At 58.6% G+C, this 21114-nt stretch carries 18 protein-coding genes and 1 tRNA gene; 7 read left to right on the forward strand and 12 right to left on the reverse strand.

Annotation, left to right across the window (positions count from 1 at the left end; genetic code table 11):
• Positions 1 to 42 precede the first annotated feature (42 nt).
• Complete coding sequence (gene tgt, locus J3Q04_RS20460; RefSeq protein WP_161951757.1) at positions 43 to 1158, reverse strand: tRNA guanosine(34) transglycosylase Tgt; 1116 nt, start codon at positions 1156 to 1158, stop codon at positions 43 to 45.
• A gap of 14 nt (positions 1159 to 1172) precedes the next feature.
• Positions 1173 to 2222 (reverse strand): tRNA preQ1(34) S-adenosylmethionine ribosyltransferase-isomerase QueA, encoded by a 1050-nt coding sequence (gene queA, locus J3Q04_RS20465; RefSeq protein ID WP_434609700.1) that lies wholly within the window; start codon positions 2220 to 2222, stop codon positions 1173 to 1175.
• A 108-nt stretch (positions 2223 to 2330) separates the two neighbouring features.
• On the opposite strand from queA, the gene J3Q04_RS20470 reads away from it, so the two are divergent.
• Together J3Q04_RS20470 and J3Q04_RS20475 are read left to right on the forward strand one after the other, a co-directional pair.
• Positions 2331 to 2415, forward strand: a tRNA-Leu gene (locus J3Q04_RS20470).
• 344 nt (positions 2416 to 2759) lie between these two features.
• The gene (locus tag J3Q04_RS20475; protein ID WP_434609698.1) at positions 2760 to 3089 is read left to right on the forward strand and encodes a hypothetical protein; all 330 of its coding nucleotides are present in this window, start codon (positions 2760 to 2762) and stop codon (positions 3087 to 3089) included.
• A 107-nt stretch (positions 3090 to 3196) separates the two neighbouring features.
• Here the strand turns inward: J3Q04_RS20475 and J3Q04_RS20480 are convergent, their stop codons facing one another.
• Both J3Q04_RS20480 and J3Q04_RS20485 read right to left on the reverse strand, forming a co-directional pair.
• On the reverse strand, positions 3197 to 3883 hold the full coding sequence (locus J3Q04_RS20480) for a tetratricopeptide repeat protein (RefSeq protein ID WP_434609696.1): 687 nt from the start codon (positions 3881 to 3883) through the stop codon (positions 3197 to 3199).
• A 14-nt stretch (positions 3884 to 3897) separates the two neighbouring features.
• Entirely contained in the window at positions 3898 to 4569 is a 672-nt protein-coding gene (locus J3Q04_RS20485) for a hypothetical protein (RefSeq protein ID WP_434609694.1), read from the reverse strand.
• A 307-nt stretch (positions 4570 to 4876) separates the two neighbouring features.
• Between J3Q04_RS20485 and J3Q04_RS20490 the strand changes: the two genes are divergently transcribed.
• Positions 4877 to 6004 carry an AAA family ATPase gene (locus tag J3Q04_RS20490; protein ID WP_420764139.1) on the forward strand — a complete coding sequence of 376 codons (1128 nt, stop codon included), beginning with the start codon at positions 4877 to 4879 and terminating at the stop codon, positions 6002 to 6004.
• Positions 6001 to 6675, forward strand: a complete 675-nt coding sequence (locus tag J3Q04_RS20495; RefSeq protein ID WP_434609692.1) for a DUF4276 family protein — start codon at positions 6001 to 6003, stop codon at positions 6673 to 6675. The genes J3Q04_RS20490 and J3Q04_RS20495 overlap by 4 nt, the downstream gene beginning before the upstream one ends.
• Before the next feature lie 135 nt (positions 6676 to 6810).
• On the opposite strand, the gene J3Q04_RS20500 is transcribed toward J3Q04_RS20495, so the two are convergent.
• Positions 6811 to 7425, reverse strand: a complete 615-nt coding sequence (locus tag J3Q04_RS20500) for a hypothetical protein (protein WP_434609690.1) — start codon at positions 7423 to 7425, stop codon at positions 6811 to 6813.
• 435 nt (positions 7426 to 7860) lie between these two features.
• Positions 7861 to 9018, reverse strand: a complete 1158-nt coding sequence (gene metC / locus J3Q04_RS20505; protein WP_434609688.1) for a cystathionine beta-lyase — start codon at positions 9016 to 9018, stop codon at positions 7861 to 7863.
• A 44-nt stretch (positions 9019 to 9062) separates the two neighbouring features.
• Here metC and J3Q04_RS20510 point away from each other — a divergent pair, with 44 nt between their 5' ends.
• The gene (locus tag J3Q04_RS20510; protein ID WP_434609686.1) at positions 9063 to 9872 is read left to right on the forward strand and encodes a helix-turn-helix domain-containing protein; all 810 of its coding nucleotides are present in this window, start codon (positions 9063 to 9065) and stop codon (positions 9870 to 9872) included.
• A gap of 143 nt (positions 9873 to 10015) precedes the next feature.
• On the opposite strand, the gene J3Q04_RS20515 is transcribed toward J3Q04_RS20510, so the two are convergent.
• Together J3Q04_RS20515 and J3Q04_RS20520 are read right to left on the reverse strand one after the other, a co-directional pair.
• Positions 10016 to 10375, reverse strand: coding sequence for a DUF6124 family protein (locus J3Q04_RS20515; protein WP_434609683.1), 360 nt, complete (start codon positions 10373 to 10375; stop codon positions 10016 to 10018).
• Between the two features lie 504 nt (positions 10376 to 10879).
• Positions 10880 to 11563, reverse strand: coding sequence for a hypothetical protein (locus J3Q04_RS20520; protein WP_434609681.1), 684 nt, complete (start codon positions 11561 to 11563; stop codon positions 10880 to 10882).
• 186 nt (positions 11564 to 11749) lie between these two features.
• Between J3Q04_RS20520 and J3Q04_RS20525 the strand changes: the two genes are divergently transcribed.
• Together J3Q04_RS20525 and J3Q04_RS20530 are read left to right on the forward strand one after the other, a co-directional pair.
• Positions 11750 to 12247 (forward strand): hypothetical protein, encoded by a 498-nt coding sequence (locus J3Q04_RS20525; RefSeq protein ID WP_434562413.1) that lies wholly within the window; start codon positions 11750 to 11752, stop codon positions 12245 to 12247.
• A 191-nt stretch (positions 12248 to 12438) separates the two neighbouring features.
• Positions 12439 to 13524, forward strand: a complete 1086-nt coding sequence (locus J3Q04_RS20530; RefSeq protein WP_434562411.1) for a diguanylate cyclase domain-containing protein — start codon at positions 12439 to 12441, stop codon at positions 13522 to 13524.
• Here J3Q04_RS20530 and J3Q04_RS20535 read toward each other — a convergent pair.
• The 4 genes from J3Q04_RS20535 to J3Q04_RS20550 form a co-directional block, all read right to left on the reverse strand.
• Positions 13508 to 15859: a TonB-dependent receptor gene (locus J3Q04_RS20535; RefSeq protein WP_434609679.1), complete on the reverse strand. Its 2352-nt coding sequence runs from the start codon at positions 15857 to 15859 to the stop codon at positions 13508 to 13510. The genes J3Q04_RS20530 and J3Q04_RS20535 overlap by 17 nt on opposite strands.
• Before the next feature lies 1 nt (position 15860).
• On the reverse strand, positions 15861 to 18248 hold the full coding sequence (locus J3Q04_RS20540; protein ID WP_434609677.1) for a 7TM-DISM domain-containing protein: 2388 nt from the start codon (positions 18246 to 18248) through the stop codon (positions 15861 to 15863).
• Complete coding sequence (locus tag J3Q04_RS20545; RefSeq protein ID WP_420764124.1) at positions 18248 to 19084, reverse strand: response regulator transcription factor; 837 nt, start codon at positions 19082 to 19084, stop codon at positions 18248 to 18250. Before J3Q04_RS20545 ends, J3Q04_RS20540 begins: the two co-directional genes overlap by 1 nt.
• A gap of 325 nt (positions 19085 to 19409) precedes the next feature.
• On the reverse strand, positions 19410 to 21074 hold the full coding sequence (locus tag J3Q04_RS20550; protein ID WP_434609674.1) for a ShlB/FhaC/HecB family hemolysin secretion/activation protein: 1665 nt from the start codon (positions 21072 to 21074) through the stop codon (positions 19410 to 19412).
• Positions 21075 to 21114 lie beyond the last annotated feature (40 nt).

The raw sequence follows: 21114 nt of genomic DNA on the forward strand, positions 1-21114 counted from the left end.
TAGCACTCCAGTTGCAAGTATTGAATCTAGGGATCGGAAAACTCAGTCCAAAGGCGGAACAGGCAACCCGCGCTTGGCATAGAAGGCCTCGACAAAGGCGGCCAATGTACCCTGTTGGATAGCCTCGCGCAAACCAGCCATAAGCACCTGATAATGGCGCAAATTGTGGATGGTATTGAGCATGCTGCCGAGCATTTCGCCGCACTTGTCCAAATGATGCAGATAAGCGCGGGAGAAGTTCTGGCAGGTGTAGCAATCGCACGTCGGATCCAGCGGCGAATCATCATGGCGATGGAACGCGTTACGGATCTTCAGCACACCGGTGTCGATGAACAGATGCCCATTGCGGGCATTACGGGTTGGCATCACGCAATCGAACATGTCCACCCCGCGGCGCACACCCTCAACCAGATCTTCCGGTTTGCCAACGCCCATAAGGTAACGAGGTTTGTCAGCGGGCATTTCCCCCGGCAGGTAATCGAGCACCTTGATCATTTCGTGCTTCGGTTCACCCACCGACAGACCGCCAATCGCCAGGCCGTCGAACCCGATCTTGTCCAGGCCTTCCAGCGAGCGCATGCGCAGGTCGCGGTGCATGCCGCCCTGGACGATGCCGAACAGCGCCGCGGTGTTTTCGCCGTGGGCATTCTTCGAACGCTGGGCCCAGCGCAACGACAGCTCCATGGACACCCGCGCCACGTCTTCATCGGCCGGGTACGGCGTGCATTCGTCGAAGATCATCACGATGTCCGAGCCCAGGTCGCGCTGCACCTGCATCGACTCTTCCGGCCCCATGAACACCTTGGAACCGTCCACCGGAGAAGCGAAGGTCACGCCCTCCTCTTTGATCTTGCGCATCGCGCCCAAGCTGAACACCTGGAAACCGCCAGAGTCGGTCAGAATCGGGCCTTTCCATTGCATGAAATCGTGCAGGTCGCCGTGGGCCTTGATCACTTCCATGCCCGGGCGCAGCCACAGGTGGAAGGTGTTGCCGAGAATGATCTCCGCGCCAATTGCCTCGATATCACGCGGCAGCATGCCCTTGACCGTGCCGTAGGTGCCCACCGGCATGAATGCCGGGGTTTCCACGGTACCGCGGGGGAAGGTCAGGCGTCCGCGACGAGCCTTGCCATCGGTGGCAAGCAACTCGAAGGACATGCGACAGGTGCGACTCATACGGTTTCCTCGGGCCCGCGTGGCGCGGGGTTACGGGTGATGAACATCGCATCACCGTAGCTGAAAAAGCGGTACCCATGCTCGACGGCGGTCTTGTAGGCGGCCATGGCTTCGGGGTAACCGGCGAAGGCCGAAACCAGCATCAACAGCGTGGATTCGGGCAAATGAAAGTTGGTGACCAGGGCATCGACCACATGAAACGGCCGGCCCGGGTAGATAAAGATATCGGTGTCGCCACTGAACGGCTTGAGCACGCCATCGCGCGCGGCGCTTTCCAAAGAGCGCACGCTGGTGGTCCCCACCGCCACCACCCGCCCACCGCGCGCGCGACAGGCCGCCACGGCATCGACCACTTCCTGGCTCACTTCGAGCCATTCGTTGTGCATGTGGTGGTCTTCGATGCGCTCCACCCGCACCGGCTGGAACGTGCCGGCGCCGACGTGCAGCGTCACGAACGCCGTCTCCACGCCCTTGGCCGCAATCGCCTCCAGCAACGGCTGATCAAAATGCAGCCCCGCCGTCGGCGCCGCCACCGCCCCCAGGCGCTCGGCGTATACGGTCTGATAGCGCTCGCGGTCCGAACCTTCGTCCGGGCGGTCTATATAAGGAGGCAACGGCATGTGCCCGACACGGTCGAGTAGCGGCAACACCTCTTCGGCAAATTCCAGCTCGAACAACGCATCGTGCCGCGCCACCATCCGCGCCTCACCGCCGCCGTCGATCAAAATCGACGAACCCGGCTTGGGCGACTTGCTCGACCGCACATGGGCCAGCACGCGATGACTGTCCAGCACCCGCTCCACCAGAATCTCCAGCTTGCCACCGGAGGCCTTCTGGCCAAACAACCGCGCCGGAATCACCCGGGTATTGTTGAACACCATCAAATCGCCCGGACGCAAATGCTCGAGCAAATCAGTGAATTGACGGTGAGCCATGGCACCGCTGACCCCGTCCAGGGTCAACAGTCGACTGGCGCGCCGCTCGGCCAGCGGGTGGCGAGCGATCAGCGAATCCGGGAGTTCGAAAGTAAAGTCAGCAACACGCATGATGGGGTTCGTCTAGCAGGGCCGGAAAGTCTAGCGGAAATATTATAAATTCACCATGAAACGTGATTGACCAACGGTAGGCACCTCTCTATACTTCGCCGCCATTGAGCCCTGATGGCGGAATTGGTAGACGCGGCGGATTCAAAATCCGTTTTCGAAAGGAGTGGGAGTTCGAGTCTCCCTCGGGGCACCATATTAAAGAAAGACCTTGAAATTCAAGGTCTTTTTTTTCGTCTGCAAGAAAGTGGTTAGGCCCATGATCGACGCCACCAGCCCGCTTTTGTGGCGAGGGGATTCATCCCCGCTGGGCTGCAAAGCAGCCCCAAATACCAGCCCAGTGGCGAGAAAGAACCTGCAATAAGGAAGACAGGAAGTAGGGAAAACCCCGTGGCGAGGGAGCTTGCTCCCGCCTGAGCGCAAAGCGCTCACAAAATAGTCACTCCCCACACCGATACTCCGACTAGCACTCGCCAAGCCATGAACCCTCAACCCAACTCCACCCCACCCTCCTCACCCAGTCACAAAGGATTTCACCCCATGGAATTGCTGCTGGAAACGGTCGCTCTCTACTCCCTCAAACTGGCTTATGAGACAGAAGGCCACAGCCCGATCCTGCGGGATGATCCGTTGATGGGCAGTTGCGACCGGGAGATTTTCGAGTTGTTGGTGCGGCGGGGCGATGTGGCCGGGATTCAGGGCGAAATCAGTCGATGCCTGGATTTGGCGTTGGGGGCGATTGGTGGGGTGGATACAGTGCTGGGCCGAGAGCTGCATCGTTTGGCTACGGATTTCAGCTCAGCGCAAAAGATAGACGACCTTCACGCTCCGCTCATCGCGCTTAACGCTTATGTGAAAGATATTCCATAAACCCCAGCGCTCGTTCCCACGCTCCGCGTGGTAACGCATAAGGAACTGAGAGCTGCTGGTCTTGGGCAGGTTTATACCGCTCCAAGACCAGACAATCCACCGCAACATCAAGGCAAGGAAATCTTGTACTCGGCAAGCTTGGCCTTGTGCTCATCCCGAACGTACTTTTCATCGACGATTTGCGAAAACTTCATGAAGTCGATCTTGGCATCGTCCTTGTCCCCCAAATGATCATAGGCGATCCCGCGCGCATAATAGGCCCAGGCATAGTTCGACTGACGCTCAAGGCCGGTGCTGAATGCTTCAGTGGCCTCTCTGTACTGACCCAGGTCTGTCAGCGCGAGGCCCAGATGATAGTAGGTCGGCATGTGGAAGCCCGAACCCTTTCCGGCTTCTCCCAGCCCGTTGTCGAGGTTGTATTGCACAAGTTCCAGCGCTTTTTTCGGATTGCCGGCGTCGCGATACATACCGCTCAAATCCAGATTGGCGCGTGCATCAGGCTTGGCCGCCAACTGGATGGATTTTTCCTTGGCAGCCACAGCTTCGGGAAAATGCTTGAGGTTGCTGTGGGCGTCAGCCTGCACCGCGTAAATCAGACTTTCCAGCGAGGCAGGCAGCGTATTTTTCTGTAAGCACAAATCACCTTCCTGCAGCACTAGTGGATAGTTTTCGGCTTTAGCCGCCTTGAGCTGATTTGTGCAGTGCGCAAGGTTGGCTTTTTGCGGGTTCTGCATCCCGGCACATCCCATCAGGATGAGGGAGCAAGCGATCAGTGCGGGCCAGCGAGCTTTCATGAAGAGCAACCTTGTCAGTCGAAGAGACGAGCGTTGAGGTCAGGGCGATAGGCCTGCAAGAGCGGCGCGGTCACGGTGCCTTGGAGCGAGCAGAACACGGTTGTATGCCCGGCGAGCGGCGGTGTCGTGTCGCCCGTGTCGACCATCAACACACGGTCTACGAAACCAAACGGAGTGGCGACGCCAGGGCCGGTCAATCCTTCGGTGCGCCATTGGCCGATCGGGTCACCGACGCGGCGAATTTCGGCGCGGGCAATGGCTTTGCCCTGACTGACAAAGCGCGCGTTATCGACGATCAACGGCTTTAGTTTCGCGGCCACCTCTTGCGGCGAGCCATCGACTACGAACCCCCAGAACAGAAAATTACCGAGATCCTTGATGGTTTGGGCCTGGTTGTAATAGCCGACCATACGCACACCGTTGACGATCAGGGGCGCTTCGAAATGTTGGTAAGTGCCACCCTCCTGGAGCGGATTCATAATGGTCGGTGCCCTGACCGAACCGTAATCACTCAGGCGCACTGTACCTGCCGGCAGGCGGGCGTCACGCAGGCTCTCGAAGAAACGCGCATCGCAACGAGAAAATTCGGTCAGCAGTTGTTCGGGAGTGGTGACGGTCTGGGCCTGGGCCGTGCAGGCAGCGGCGGCAGCGAGCAAAGCAACGCCGGAAAAAACGGAGCGGAACATTAGAATCATCCATGAGGTGGAAACGAAGGCTGTCGGCTTATGGGTCACGAACTTTAGTAACGCGGGCCTGCGGGAGAAGCCCCGGGCTCCGAAAACCAGGAGATCAGACTCATGATCCGCTGAACGCGCTCAGTGATATCTGAAAATATCCAGTGAACGACGGCGTAATCAAGGGCTGGTATTAGCCGGAAAAGATTAGAGTTAGGATGCAACAAGCCAGCCTCTGAAATCAGTGGCAAACTCTGGAAAGCTATCACAAAAGCGGCCTGAGCTTCACGGGACAGTATCGCTAAGGAATGTCGCATCAATGAGCAAGAAAAACGCCATCGACCGGCTGACAATCAAGGGCTTCAAGTCCATAAAAAATTTGGAGGGCCTGGAGCTTGGCAGCCTGAACGTCCTGCTGGGCGCCAATGGTGCCGGCAAGAGCAGCTTCGTCTCCTACTTTCGCATGCTTGGCGAGATGATGGAACAACGCCTGAAGAAATGGACCGCTCAACAGGGCTCTGCTGATCGCATCCTCAGTTTCGGCGTAAAAGAAACTCAGAAAATCGTGTCCTTCGTCAAATTTGGCCTAAACGGATACCAATTCGAGCTTGAACCAACAGTGGATGGGGACTTTGTATTTTCGAATGAGAGACTTTTCTTTGATGGCCCTCGGTACGGAGCACAATGGATAGAGCTAGGTTCTGGACATCAAGAAGCGAAACTGAAAGAAACATTCAATTCCAAGCGTTTTTATGCCGATTACAAAAACGATGTGGTCTCCTACTGCTACGAATCGATTTCCAGTTGGAAAGTATTCCACTTCCATGACAGCAGCGATACAGCAAGCGTCAAGCGTCGCGGCCCCGTCCACATCAACGACTACCTGCGCCCAGACGCATCCAACCTGGCAGCCTATCTATATCGGCTCTTTACAGAAGCGCCGGATGTCTACGAACAGATTCGTAAAACAATTCAATTGGCGATTCCGTTTTTTGATGATTTCGTGCTCATTCCTCTTCGCTTAAAGACGGAAGAGGAGCTGATCAACTTGCTGTGGCGACAGAAAGACAGCGATTACGTCTTCTGGCCCAGCCAGCTCTCAGACGGTTCTATCCGCTTCATTTGCCTGGTCACTGCACTACTACAACCGGAGCCGCCTTCCACAATCATCATTGACGAACCTGAACTGGGTTTGCACCCGTATGCAATTACTTTGTTGGGCTCCCTGCTTCGGTCGGCCTCGACGAGGATGCAAGTGATTGTCTCAACCCAGTCAGTTCCGTTGGTGAATGAGTTTCCCATTAGCGATCTGATCATAGTCGAGCGCGAAGAAGGGGCGACGGTATTCAAACGGCTCGACGAGAACGAGTTTGATATCTGGTTAGAAGATTATTCAGTTGGTGAGCTTTGGGAGAAAAATATCCTTGGCGGGAGGCCGCGTAGATGATTCGAGTACATGTCATCTGCGAGGGTCAGACCGAGGAAATGTTCATTAATCAGGTGCTTGCACCAGCCTTCCATCATTTGAACATTTATCTTGTGCCAGCCTTAATAGGGAAACCGGGGCACAAGGGTGGTAACTTCCGTTTTGAGCGCCTGCTTACTGATGTTGAGAAACGGCTGCTCGGAGACCGTCAGGCCTATTGCACTACCTTCTTCGATTTCTATGGCTTGCCCGAAGCGTTTCCCGGAAAAAATGAAGCCAACAGCAAGGAAACTATGGATGCCAAAGCTGATTGCTTGCTGGAGATCATGACAGAAAAGCTACGAGAAAAGCTCGGTGGCGAGGTAATGCGCCGCTTCATTCCTTACGTCCAAATGTATGAATTCGAGGGATTACTGTTCAGCTGTCCCACGCGACTTGCCCAAGGAATCAATCAACCGGCCCTCGAAGCAAAGCTGCTGCGGATCCGAAACGATTTCGATACTCCGGAAGCCATCAACAATAGTCCGTTGACAGCTCCGAGCAAACGAATCCAGAACCTATACCAGGGCTATGACAAACCATGGCATGGCTCGTTGGCAGCAATTGAGATTGGGCTACCGGTGATTCGGTCGCAATGCAACAGATTTGATGCTTGGATCAAATGCATGGAATCCTTGCTACCCATCACATAGAAGAATATTCGACAGCCTTTGCTGACGCTCAGCTACCTTATGGGTCGCCATCATGGGTCAGGGCAAACATGTCTATAAAGCGCACGGGAATACAAAGCCAATAGCTCGACAGCTTCAGCCCGAGCATGGGTACTCTCAACCCAATAGCTGTCTCAACGTCGTAATAATTGTGCTGAGGTTCGATCCGATCGACGTTTCTTTCTCAAGCTTTTCGAGATTACTGACGGCCTGTGAATCCGCAGCGTATTGCACATTTATCGTATCGACGCGCATGGTTGGTGCAGGCATCTCTTGAGGCGCTTCGACTGCGCTCACGTTTTGGGGCGACGCGCTGTAGCGTAACTTCGATACAAGAAACTCTTCGGTAGGCAAAGCCTCATATGAGTCGTATGCTCCTAGCGAAAACACACGGCGCATCCGGTCGATTTCCGAGTCGATGCGGATGGCTATGGAAGCATAGGTGGTGTGTTCAATTTTTTCCTTTTTGACCTTCACCCGCCAATTGTAAAGATCGACGATATTGTCAAATGGATAAAGGACATCCAGCCCCAGATAACATAGTCGCTTTAGCGCTTTCGGCCCTAACGCGATGGCGCACGAGTGGGCTTCGATCGCAAGCGTAATTAGTTCAGGAGGTCCGAAACCGCCGTTCGGCTCTGCGGTACGAAACGTCGGATAGTGTTCGAGCATAAGATGAAAATACTTATCATGGGCTGCCTCGAATGCATCCAGTACTGCTAGCTTGTCCATGCGCTTTCCATCAGTTATTAGGGTGAGCCCGTCGCTATCCGCCGGGAGTCCGTGGGTCGCTCTGACGACCTTATCGTATGCCTTATCTCGTGCCTACCGCATGCATGCTGGCGAGCCTGTTCCGCACAAGGCTTCAGGTAAAAAACCAACGCTCGCGTGGCGGCGTCATCGATTTTCTTATTTCGGGCAGATGGAGCACGGGAGACGTGTTCGTTTGTATCGGGAAGATTCGGAGTAACTTTCGCCAACATCTTGCTTCCTGTAGTGGGAGCCATCACTGATGAGCATTCACAGGCCCCGAAGTACCGACGCAACCGGAGGCGGACAAGCCGGCGGATTCTGGCGTAGTTGTAGGCAAAGGCGCAGGGCGACGTGGGGCTTACGGGCGCTGTTAGCCAAGACTGTCAGACCTTTCAAAAGAAGCAATTTTCCGGCTCATTCATCCATCCGATCAAACGCCTGGGCCAGATCCGCACACAGATCAGGCGCATGTTCGAGCCCAATGTGCAGGCGAACCAGCCGCCCCTCGTCAGGTAGCGTCTTGATCGAGCGCAGTTCGTGTGGAATGGCGGGCATGACCAGACTTTCATACCCGCCCCAACTGGTGCCTAGGCCAAACAATTTCAACGCATTGATGAAGCGTTCAAACGTGGCTTCATTGCAAGGTTGCAGTTCGAAAGTAAAGGGCCCTGCGCCACCGGAGAACTGTCTTTTCCAAAGTGCGTGCCCGGGATCGGAGGCCAATACTGGAAACATCACGCGTTTGACCTTCGAATGTTCATTCAACCATTCAGCCACTTCGATTGCGCTGGCTTGATGCCGGGGCATGCGCACGGCGAGTGTTCTCAATCCGCGCAGGGTGAGCCAGCACGCGTCCGGGGAGGCATGTGAGCCGTAGCGGTCACACCATTTGCGTGTCGTGTCCAACGTTGAGTAAGCGCAGGTCACCAGGCCGAGAATGACGTCTGAGTGGCCGTTGATGAACTTGGTTGCCGCGTGAATCGAAATATCGATCCCCAGCGCATGGGCGTTGAAGTACATCGGTGAGCCCCACGTTGAGTCGCAGGCAACCGGTATGCCCCGTTCATGGGCCGCCGCGCACACTTGCGTGATGTCCAGCATCTGCATCGTCAACGATGAAGGCACTTCGATGAAGACTAGGCTCGTATTGTCGTCGATCAGTTGGCCGACTTCGGCGCTGTCGTTGAAGAAGCTGATTTTGGTGCCAAGTGCTGTCAGCGATTGCTCGCAAAATACTCGGGTCGGACCATACACGCCGTTGTAGACCAGGATATGTTTTCCCGGTCCCGCATGTGCGCCTAACACTGCGGCGATAGCGCTCAAACCGCTGGAGGTGGCGATGCAGCTTTCGGCATTTTCAAGGCGTGCCATGGCCTCTTGTAACTCAAACGTGGTGACCGTGCCCGAGCGCCCATAACGTAACGATTCGAAAACCCTGCCCTGGTACGAATGCCGATATTCCTCCAGGGTTTCAAACACTACTGTTGAAGCGCGTACCAAGGGTGGGTTGACCGCATGAACCGCTGCGGCGCTGGTTCGGCCCAGGTGAACAAGAGCAGAGTCACGGTGCATGATGGCCTCGATTCGAGTGGTCAGAGTCCTATAGTATGTTTGGCATGTCAGACTCCATCAGCCAAAAAATATCGCTGACGCGCCATCCCGAGCCCGCCGAGTTTCGCCTGTTAGCGAAGCGGCATGAGCGCGGCGCTGTGTTGCCTTCGCACGAGCACCAGACCGGGCAACTGGTGTTTGCGTTGCGCGGCACGATGTTGGTTGAAACACAGCAAAGTCGCTGGACGGTTCCACCGCAACGGGCGTTGTGGATACCGCCGCATCAACCCCATGCCATTCAAATCCTGTCGGATGTTGAGATGCGAACGGTGTATTTCCACCCGGCATTGTTCACCGAAGTCGCCGGCTTCGCGCGTTGCAACGACGTGCACGCGGTCGTGGCATCCAGCCTTATCAGGGAACTGGTACTGGGCTTGTTCGAACAGCCGCGCCAGGGTGAGATGCGCGAATTGATGGTGCAGTTATTACTGCATGCATTGGGTGAAGCGGCCTGCCTACCGACACACTTGCCGATGCCGACTAACGAGCGGCTGCGCGCGGCATTGATGGAGCTGATTTCAGGCAATCAGTGGCATTGGTCGATATCTGAAATTGCGTATCGTGCGGCCATGTCCGAACGCACCTTTACGCGGCGCTTTAGCGCGGAAGTGGGCTTGAACTATCGCACATGGCACCATCGGGCGCGCATCGTTGCCTCGCTGGATCTGCTGGCATCGAATCGGTCCGTCAAATCGGTTGCACATACTTTGCAGTTTGCGAGTGCAGCAGCCTATGTGGCGGCCTTTCGAAAAATAACAGGCAGTACGCCACGGGCCTTTCAGTCCACTCATTTAATGCAAAGCGCGCCTCAGTGATTCCTCGTTACATCATCGCCCAGATCAAAACGACTCTGGTCCTTCCACACACGCTGCAGGTCTTAAGTGTGCTTTGATGCTCCCGTCAGGCGGCAGGAAAGGTCAGCTGCGCAAGACCTTTCCTGCCGAGGCGAACGCCTCGGCTACCTCACCTCAACAATATCCAACGCCCGATTCGCCAACAGCTCACTTACCTCAATCACCTGCAAAATCCCCAACGCAACACGTCGCCGCGATCCATCCAGATCAAACGCCAAGTCACTGATCATCGCGTTCGCCGAAGCCAAATTCTCACTGAGATTCGCAAGCAAACACTCAGAATCCACACTCGGATCAATCCGTAAAATGGAGTCGGTCTTGTCAGATGTTTCGCTCTTAGGCTTGGGCTTCAGGTAGTAATCCAACGCGCGAGTGGTCGCGTCATCGAGCTTTTTGTTGCGGGCAGACTGGGCACGGGATGTGGGTTCGTCTGTTACTGGAGGATTCGGTGTAATTTTGACCATGGTCCTAGCTCTCTTTTGGTTGAGGCTACGACCCGTTCGCGACTAAACGATTGGGAGGCAGCTATGCGCAGGTTAGTCGACCGACGAGCTAAGAAATCGGCGCGCCCGGAGGCGCCCTGCGCACAGCCACCATCGAGTGCAGGGATGGGGATACCTGACTGATGGACGCTTGAGCGACTTAGCAACGACGGGCGACTAAACCCGATCACTGATGAGCAGTGACATGTCCCAAACTACCGACGCAACCCAAGGCGCACAAGCCGGCGGATTCTGGCCTAGTTGTAGGCAAAGGCGCAAGGCGCTGTGGGCTGGCGGGGCTTCGTGGCGGTTTCTGTCGGGCTTTACTGACAGGGCTTCATTTGGCTGGGGTGAGCGGCTGGCCGATGGATGAAGAGGGGCTGCTGCGCAGCCCAGCGGGAGCAAGCTCCCTCGCCACTGGGTTCGGCGTTTAATCAACTGAGCAGCGTAATAAATAGATCTGTCCCCTTTCGGACACTTTAGTCTTTAAGGAGAGGGATAGACCTCGTTAAACGCTGATGCAAAATCTTCCGCCTTTGAAAACAGCAGCATCTCAACATCTCCTATCTCGACTTGGAGTTTTCGGGTGACGCTTATCAGCAACCCAATATAGGTCGAGTAGACATCAGTCGTTGCAATTCGAAGCCAGCCCTGTTGCCGCGCCTGGGTCTTCAAGCGTGGCCAGCAGGCCTTGAGCCGCGGGTTTTGACCCGCCAAGTGCGGAAACCACCAGCGTTGCTCATCACCCTGAAGCATTTGTAGAACGTTCAGGGAAAATGAAACCCGCGCATCGAAGATGGCATGCTCGTTTGGATTCGAGAACGCCGCCACTTTCGACCATGAGGCGATTCCCTTGTGATTTATCGGCACTTGGCCCTGCGACACAATCTGAACGTAGCCTTGCATCGTTGCAGATGCATTTCCTTTGACGCCACCCCAGACGCGCACCGCGTAGTCCGCGAGCGCCATCCGTTGGTCGGGTGACGCCCCCCATTGCTGTGAGGCATACCGCTTCAGCGCGGACGCCTTTTCGTACCAATTCGAGCCGCCAATATCCCATCCAAACGTTTGGTAGACGAGCGCGGTATCAAACTCCCAAGTGTAGATACTGGGAAGTGTCGGCACGTGCTTCCTGGCGTAACAAAGCAGCGTTTTTTCGAGAGACTTCATGAATGGAGGCCATATATTGAGCAAGGCCCCTAGATTAATTGACTCCCTTTCGTGCAGCGAATTTTCAGATGCCTACCTGATTCGCAACCGGAGCCAGAACCGACATCTCTTCTCTATAATGGCACTAAGACATCAATCTCGATATCCTGCCATCACTTCAATCTGAGCGATCAAGGACGAATCACCATGAAAGTTCCCGAGCTGTTTGATCTTGAGGCGCATGGCGCAGGCTGGTACCCCTGGGCAGAAATCAGCAATTGCTTCTGGCCCGGGGTCGGCAAGAAATCCACCGGTGTGGACCCCGTTCTCGCACAGATGGTTGCTGCGAAGGGCGTCTACTGCATTGCCTGGAGAGCGACCGGGAAGGCCTCTCCTGACAATCCAACCGTCCAATACATTGGGCAAACGAGCAGTTTCAAGTTTCGCATGGGCCAATTTGCCTGGTCCGCAGGGCTTTGGGGAGCCCGGGCTCGTGGCCATTCGGCTGGCTGGCGCTGGCATGAACAAAAAGAAGACCAATTGTCCATCGCGTTCTTTCCGCTGCGTAATTCAAACATCCCCAAACACATGTTGAATGGCTATCTGCATTGGTATGAGGCACTGGCCCTTGAAGCCCATCATCAGCGATGCAGCGCGTTGCCGTTCGTGAACGTTCCCCAGAATGGCATTGTTGTACTGGACTAATGAAACGTCGCGCGCAGCGACTCCCCTTAGCTTGACCGCTGCGCGCATCCTTACCTCCAAGAAAATCTTCCCCATCCATCCCCTCCCGCAAAGCCCCCATCCCCTCCAGCAAACACCCCACCGCACCCCCACCTTGATAATCCCCCGCTTCACCCACCCCAAGCGCTACAACCGAGCACCGCGTCCCTCCCATGAACCTACACACCTTCATTCGCAGCTATTGCCTGAACTCCAGGCTCGCCACGAATGCCCTGACCCGCCTGCACAAATCGCTCTCTTCCCTGGTCCGCTACTTGGCCCTGCAAGGCTTCGATTCCAATACATGGCCCGCCACCCGCGACGAAGCCGCCCTGGACCGTCACCTCAACACCCTGTGCCCAGAGCTGGCCACCACCGTGTTCTGCCATGCCCGCGAAGGCATCATCCTCGTTGATCCCTTCGGCCGCGTCATCGCCGTGAACGAGGCCTTTACGCGGCTTACCGGTTACGGTCAGGAAGAGATTCAGGGCCATGAGCTGAACTCCCATCGCATGGTCCGTCGCCTCACCGCGTTTTACGCGCCGATGAAGAATGCGCTGGATTTCCACGGACATTGGTCCGGTGAGATTCAGACCAACCATAAAGATGGCCGGGAGATGACGTCGAGGATCAGCATCAGTGCGGTGCATGACCGTCACGGCAATGTTCAGCACTACGTGGCGCTGTTCAGCGACATGACGCAGATGAAGCAGCGCTTGCAGCTGCTGGAACGGGATGCGCGGTATGACGCGCTCACGCAGTTGCCCAATCGGTTGTTGTTGGCCGAGCGGATGCGGCAGGCGTTGGGCAAGGCGCGGGTTCATCAGCAGAAGGTGGCGATTGCGTTTATCGACCTGGATGGGTTCAAGGCGCTGAACGACAGTTATGGGCATGACTGGGGGGATCGGGTGTTGCAGATTGTCGCGGCGCGGATCAATGCGACGTTGCGCGAGGGCGATACGTTGGCGCGCCTTGGGGGGGATGAGTTTGTGGCCGGGTTGGTGGGGCTGCAGGAAGTGGAGGATTGCGAGCCGATGCTCAAGCGGATGCTGGCGGCGGCCAATGCGCCGATCCTGATTGGCGCGCAGACGGTGGAGATTGCCGCGAGTATCGGGGTGGCGTTTTTTCCGGAGCATGGGCTTGAGGTGGATGGGCTGATCAGCAAGGCGGATCAGGCCATGTACCTGTCGAAAAAGGCCGGTGGTAATCGCCTGGCGTTTTGTCCAACCCGCTGCCTTTCGGTCAATAACGAAACCTGACGGTGGTGCCGACGGTGCGTTCGCTGCCGGTCATGACGCCGTAGTCGCCGGCACCGAGCAGTGAGTAGACGGCGGTGATGTAGTTGCGATCGAACACGTTGCGCACCCAGCCTTCGACTTCCCAGGCGCGATCCTGGCTGCGCATGCCCAGGCGCAGGTTGGTGAGGCCGTAGCTGGGTTGATAGCTGCCTTCGCCGCCTTCGAGGGTGCCGTAGTAACCGGTGCGGAAGCTGTAGTCGACGCCGCTGTAGAGTTCCAGGCCATAGGGCAGCGGGTGGGTGTGGTCGAGGCCGCTGCTCAGGTTCCATTCCGGCGCGTTGTAGAGGCGCTCGCCGCTGAGGTCGCAGGTCCATTGACCCGAGGCCGGTGGGCACGGGGCGTTGGGGAAGCTGCGGTAGCGCGCGTCGCTCCAGGCCACGCCCAGGCGCCCGGTGAGTTGGGAGGTGAGTTGCCACGCGGAATCGAATTCGATGCCGCGCAAGCGGACTTTGCCGACGTTGATCAGGTTGTCCCGCAGCGGCGGCGCGAACAGCGATGTCGGCGGGCTGTAGGTGAGCGCTTGGTAGTCATCGACGTCGGTCTGGTAGACGGCAAGATTGAGCAATGCGCGCTGATCCCAGAACTGCGTCTTCATGCCCACTTCCAGGGACGTGGCGCGTTCCGGCTCGAAGGTGGGCTCGGTGAACGGCCCGATCACGTCGAAGTTGATGCCGCCGGCCTTGTAGCCCCGCGACCAACTGACGTAGCCCATCACGGCATCGCTGAAGCGATAGCTGGCGCTGAGCAGGCCGGAGACGTTGTTTTCTTTTATGGAGTCCTCACGGTAATAAGTACCGCCGAGGGCGATGTCCCGCAGCAATTGCCCGCCCACCTGGAACACCGGGGGTAAGCCGTTCAGCGGGGCAAGGTTGCTGACGTCGCGGGAGATCCAGCCGTCCTTGCGCTCCTGGCTGTAGCGCAGGCCGCCGGTGAGTTCCAACGAGTCGATCGGACGCCAGGAAAGTTGACCGAACACCGCGCGGCTGTCGCCCTTCTGCTCGCCGTCATAACGCTGCCGAGCGCCATCGAGCAGCACGGAAGGCACCTGACTCGGATCGGTAAACGTGATGCCGAAGATTTTTTGCAGTGCCTCCAGTTGATCGCCAACGAACCAGGGCGCGGCGTCCGGGCCGAATTCGGCGTCGATCTGGCGGTCGAGCTGTTGGCGCAGGTAATAGAGCCCGGCGACATAATCGACGGACGAGCCGGCCGTGCCGGACAGCCGCCATTCCTGGCTGAACTGCCGATGGCCCAACTCGGTTTCGGATTGGGCCACCGCCAGCGCGGTGCTGTCACCGTCGCGACCGGCGCGGTAGTCCCAGTCGCGGTAGGCGGTGATGCTGGTGAAGCGCATCGCCTCGTCCAAGTCCCAATTCAATTCCAGTGACACGCCGTTCTGCAGAGTTCGCGGGCGACCCGGCGCGTCGATGCGGTTCTCCCGTTGGTAAGGGTCGGGCTCCGCCAGCGGATAGCCAAGGAATTTGGCGCGCTTGCGGGTTTGCTCGCTGTAGTGATTGACCAACAGGACGTTGCCGGCTTCGTTCTGCTCGGCGTAGTCGGCGATCAGGCGGGCGCTGAAGTCGCTGTTCGGCGTCCACAGCAACTGGCCGCGCAGGCCTTGGCTGTCGGCGTCGCCGAGGCGGCTGCCGTCGTGCAGGTTTTCCACGGCGCCCTCGCTGGAGCCGTCGAAGACATTGAGCCGCCCGGCAAGAACGCCGTCTTGCAGCGGCCCGGAGACGGTGCCGCGATATTCCCGCAGACCGCGCTCGCCGTAACTGGCTTCGAGGTTGGCTTCGGGCTGGAAAGTCGGCTGGCGCGTGACGATGTTCAGCGCGCCCGCGGTGGTGTTCTTGCCGAACAAGGTGCCTTGCGGCCCGCGCAACACTTCGATGCGTTCGATGTCCATCAACTCGCTGAAGGCCATGCCCTGGCGTGCCTGGTAAACGCCATCGACGTAGGTGCCGACGCTGCCTTCCAGGCCATCGTTGTAGGCGGTCGCGCCGAAGCCGCGCAGGCCGAAACCGGCATAACGGGCATCGTGGCCGGACACCACCAGGCCCGGCACCTGTTGTTGAATGTCTTGCAGACGATGCAGGCCGGCTTCGTCCAGCTGATCGCCGTAGAGGACGTTGATCGGGATCGGCACGTCTTGCGGGTCTTCTTCGCGGCGGCGAGCGGTGACGGTGGTCTGGTCAAGGACGAGGCCGCCGGAGGTGTCTTGCGCTGCCTTGGCCGACAGCCAAGGCAATACCGTAAGGCTGCCGAGCAAGAGCAGCCGATAACCCATACCCGGCATGCTAGAACTCCCGGGCCATTGCTCGATGCACCGTGTCCGGGCAAACCAGGGTCTTGATCCGCGCCAGCAATTGGCGGCTGTCGGTGGGCTTGAGCAGCACAGCGTCGAAGGCCAGGTCCTCGGGGTAACCCGGCGGCCTGTGTGGCGGGACCGCTGAATAAAGCATCACGGGCAGATCATGCTCACGGGCACGCACGTGTCGCAGCAGTTCCCAACCGTCCATCCCAGGCATCATCTGATCGCTGATCAGCAGGTCGATTGGCTGTTCCGCCAGGCAAGCCAAGGCATCTTCGCCGCTCGCCGCCATGCTCACATCGAAACCGTAACCGGCCAGCAGGTCATAGAGCCATTCGCTGTTTTGTTCGATGTCGTCCACCAGCAACACGTGTTTGCCCTGGCCATCGAGCGGCGTGATGTTGTTATCGACGATGCCGTTTTCCAGGTCATCTTCTTGGGCGCATTTGAGTTGCAGGCGAAAACTGAAGTGGCTGCCCTGCCCCGTGGCCTGGGGTTCGAGACGGCTGCCCATGCGTTCCAGCAATTGGGTGACGATGGACAGCCCCAGCCCGCTGCCTTCGTAGCGTTGGGCGTTGCGGCCACGGCGGAACGGTTGCAGCAGTTGTTCGAATTCTTGCGGGTCGATGCCGATGCCGGTGTCGATCACGCTGAAGCGCAGCTCCACGGTGTCAGCGGTTGCTCCCGGACAACAGCCCACTTCGAAACGGATCTGGCCGTTGCGGGTGAACTTCGCCGCGTTCGCCAGAAGGTTCATCAACACCTGCCGAAGCCGCTTGAAGTCGGCCTCCACCAGGGGCGGCAGGTCCTGGGCCATTACCGCGTTGAAGCTGTTGCCCTGGCGCGCGGCGAGAAAGCCCGCCTCGTCGGCGATTTCCTGGAGAAAGCCGTACAGATAGCCCGGCGCGAGGGTCAGTTGCATCTGCTCCAGCTCGCCCTGGGAGAACTCGAGCATCTCGTCGATCAGCTCCAGTTGTTGACGGGCGTTGCGCTCGATCGTCGCCGGGTAGTCGCGATTCGGCCCGCCGTGTAGCAGGCGCGCATAGTCGATGATGCGCACCAGTGGCGAGCGCAGGTCGTGGCTGATCCGCGCCATCAATGCGCTGCGAGCCGCGAGGGAGTCGCGCAGCTGCGAGGTGCGCAGGGCCACGGTGCTTTCCAGGCGCTCGTGCTCTGCCTGGCGTTGCTGTTCGAGGGTCGACAGCGCGTGCTTTTCCCGGTTGCGGCTGCGGGCCACTTCCATGATCAAGGTGCACACCAGCAACACCACGCCTGCCAAGGTGGAAGACAGGCTGTACTTGCTTTCCGGCGACTGCCAGGGCAATTGTTCCTGGGGGAAGAAAATCCGCATCAGCAGTTGCCCCACCAAGAGCCCGGGCACCAGCCATGCCATCCAGCTGTAGCTCAGCCGCCTGCGCCACGCCATGAATAACGTAGCGAACAACACGCCGTAGAAACTCATCAGGAAGACCTGAACGATCTGCGCGCCCTGGACCGCATCGATCTTCAACCACCAAAGTCGGCCGAAGACACAACCTAGCAGCGGCACCCAATAGCTCCAGCCGATGATCCTGGGCAGCTGGGACACCTGCAACAGTACACGGAAGTACGCCAGGAACAGTACGAACGAGAGCGCGCTGGCGCAGGTCAGCAGCTCGCGCATCCAGCCCAGCGCCGACGGCCAGTAGATCAGGTAACCGTTGAGGATGCAGGTCAGCAGGATGTAGCTCAGTACCGCACCCGCGTTCACCATCAGCAGCCGGGAGCGCAGGATCCAGCCGACGATAAAGCCGAACGGCACGACCAGCAGGACAATGCCGAGGGAGAGCCCGTCGCTCAGGTACGTCTGTTGCTGACTGCGCAGCAGCGCCGGTTCGGACCACAGTTCCGGCTCCAGCAGCATCTGGAAGTTGCTCGCCACCCGGACGAACACCGTGGTGCTCTGCCCCGCCGCCAACGACACTGGGAACGCCGGCTGACGCGCCGCCGGTTGAGGCCATTCGGCCAGGGGATAGGCGCCGCCGCCGTGTGCCTCGTACCCCGGTTGGTAGACGCGGATGTCTTCCAGGCGCGGCGCCCCGACCACCAGCAAGCGCGAACACGCCGCATCGCTCGAATTGGTCAGCCGTAATTTCAACCAGAAGGCGGAGCGGCTGTAGCCCTGCGTCGGCCAGCTTGGGGTGGCGGCTTTGAACTGCGTGTCTGGCAGCCGAGCGACTTCTGCCAGGCTCAGGCGTGCCTGGGTGTCTTCGAGAATCCGCACGACGGACATCAGGTTCAGAGAGTCGGCGCGGCAGATATCCACAGGTGCCGCACGCAGCAGGCCTGTGGATAACAATGTAATGGTCAGCAATAGAAACTGAAGAAGCCGCATCAGGTGCGCCCGGCCGACTCGGTTTCAACGATGCCCAGGGTTTGCTGGCGAAACTGGCTGGGCGTCATGCCGATTCGCTGGCGGAAGGCCGTGGTGAAGTTGCAGGCGCTGCGAAAGCCCACCAGTTCGGCGACATCCTGCACGCTCATGGCGCTTTCGCACAGTAGATCCTGGCCGCGCCGCAATCGCGCGTCGCGAATATAGGCGAACACGGTCAGCCCGAGATGCTCGCGAAAAATGGCGGAGAGGCGTTTCTCATGGGTGCCGACTTTTTGCGCGAGCATGCCCAGGGACGGCATGTCGTCCAACTGGTTTTCTATCAGTCGCATGGCCGCGCGCAGCACGATTTCATCACCCTGCGGCTCCGGATCGGCCGGACTTTCCTGGACGGTCGGTGGTGCGCGCCAAGTCAGCTGCAGGTGGATCTTGATGCGCGCCAGCACTTCTTCGGGGGCGCAGGATTTGGGGATGTAGTCCACGGCGCCCACGGTCAGCCCTTCCAATCGTTCCAATGAGGTATTTGCAGAAGACAGGAACAGAATCGGGATATGCCGGGTGGCCGGTGCCTCGCGCAAGAGCCTGCACAGGCTGAAGCCGTCCATTTGTGGCATGTGCACATCCAGGACGATCAGGTCCGGGCGCAGCGCAAGTGCCCGTTGATAGCCCTGATAGGCGTCGCTGGCCAGGGAAATGCGCCAGGGCTGGGCCTTCAAGAGGATGAGCGTGGCGCGGATGTCTTCGGGGATATCATCGATCAGCAGGATATGCGGCACGGGCTCGGACACCGCCGTGCCCTCCGCCGTCGCTGCCTGCCTTGCGTATCGTCCGTTGTCCATTCGCCAGGTCTCTTGTTGTGTTTAGCCAGCTCTCTGTCGCGAAACTGCCGGCGGAAGATCACCTATCGGGCCGGCAATAAATGGATATAACGGCAGGGCGGGCGAGAACTGAAGCTATCAAATTTTCAACAGACGATAAACGGTCATGCCGTTCGGGGCGGGATGTAGTTGGGGGCATAGACATGTGGCGAGGGGATAAATCCCCTCGCCACAAACGAGATATGGTCGACTAACTGTGCCGAACTGCAGGGCCTGCTGCGCAGCCCAGCGGGAGCAAGCTCCCTCGCCACGGGTTTGTTGACTACCTTGAATGAGCGGCGTTTGGTTAGAACTGGTAACCAATCTGGGCCAGCAGTTGTGGGTTTTCCTGACGCGTGTCGCTTTGCGCTTCACCGCCGGAGTGACGCCAGGCGACCGTTGCGTCGAACGAGAGCGGGCCGTACTGAGCGCGCAAACCCACACCGCCGCCGGAGATGCTGCGGGTGTTTTCCTCATCAGCCCACTCGTCGTGGTTGATGCGCACTTTGCCGGCGTCCCAGAACAGGTAAGGCGTCAGCTTGTCGATGGGGTAGCGAAGCTCGATCTGGGTCAGCATGCCTTCGTCGCCCGAGGCTTCGCTTTGTGGATAAGCCCGCACCCCATCGATGCCGCCGAGGCTGAAATCTTCGGACGAATCGAGGTTGTCCTGGCTCCATTGGCCAAGGAACCGGGCGAACAGCGTGAAGTTGGCGGGCAGCGCTTGCAGGCGGGCAAGGTCGACGTTCACCTTGCTGAATTGACCTTCGGTCTGGGCGGTCTGACGGTCGCCCTCGCGCAGGGCGGAATCGAGTTTCAAGTCACCGTAGGTCAGCGTCGCGCCGCCGTAGGTGATGCCGCCGCCGAGCAAGGTGTCCCTTACATCGAACTGCAGGCTGATGGGCAGCGAGTCGCTGCTTTTTTCAAAGCTCAGGCCCAGTACTTCGTACTTATCTTCTAGATCCTTGTGCTGGTACTGCCCGGCCAACATGAGGTTCGCCTGATTGCTGCGTACGAGCGGATAACTCAAGCCGACGCTGCTGACTTCGGCGGTACCGGTCGCACCCAGGTCGGCGAATTCAGCGCCCAAGTCATACGAGCTCTTGGCGTAGCCCACGTTGCCGCGCAGGCCAGAGGTTCCCAATGGCATCGAGTAGCCGAGGCTGCCGAAATACAGCTCCTCATCGGTGGCCATCACGGCGGCGCTCAGCCGGTCGCCCAGCATCATCGGGCTGTTCCAGTCACCTTGTACCGTCAGGCGATTGCGCCCCGAATACCGGTTGCCGTGGTTGTCCAGCGTGGCCTTGCCTTCGAAGGCCTTGGTTTTGCTCACCTGGGCATCGAGGTCGCCCGTACCGAGCTCGTCACCCGGGCGGATGACCGGACGAACCGCCACGCCCGGCAGGTCGGACAGAACCAGAATGCTGCGCTCCAGGCGGTCACGCTCGATCACGTCGCCCGGCTGCAAGTCGTCCAAGAAGGGCTGCGCCTGCGCGGCCAGTTTTGCATCGTCGTTGACGGCAGTGACTTTGCCATAACGCCCTTCGATCACCGCGATGGTCAGCTCGCCGTTGGCCATGCGCTGAGCCGGCAGGTAGGCGCGTGCAAACGGGTAACCGTGCCCACGGTAGTAAAGCGTGACCTGCCGGGCGATTTCCCGCAGCTCGTCCAGATCAAGGGACTTGCCAATGGCCGGCGCGACGACGCGTTGCAGGCTGGCCTCGTCGATACGGGTATTGTCGGTGAAACGCACGGCATTAAGCTGGACCTTGGCGCCGCCGACTTTTTCCTGCGCCGGTTGCGGCGCCTCGACGTCCAGGCGAATGCTTTGCGGCAGTTCCTGTTGAGGAATCGGCAGTTCTTGCAGGATGCGCCCCGCGTCGGGGATCGGGCGTGCCGGTAGGGTCGCCGCCCAGGCCGGGGAAGTGGACAACAGCGCCAGACCAGCGGCGCAATACATCAATTTGTTATGCATTGAATATGTCTCGAATAAAGCGGGTTGCCTGAGCCCATAA

This window comes from Pseudomonas sp. D4-21 (assembly GCF_051132125.1).
In the GTDB taxonomy this organism is placed as follows: domain Bacteria; phylum Pseudomonadota; class Gammaproteobacteria; order Pseudomonadales; family Pseudomonadaceae; genus Aquipseudomonas.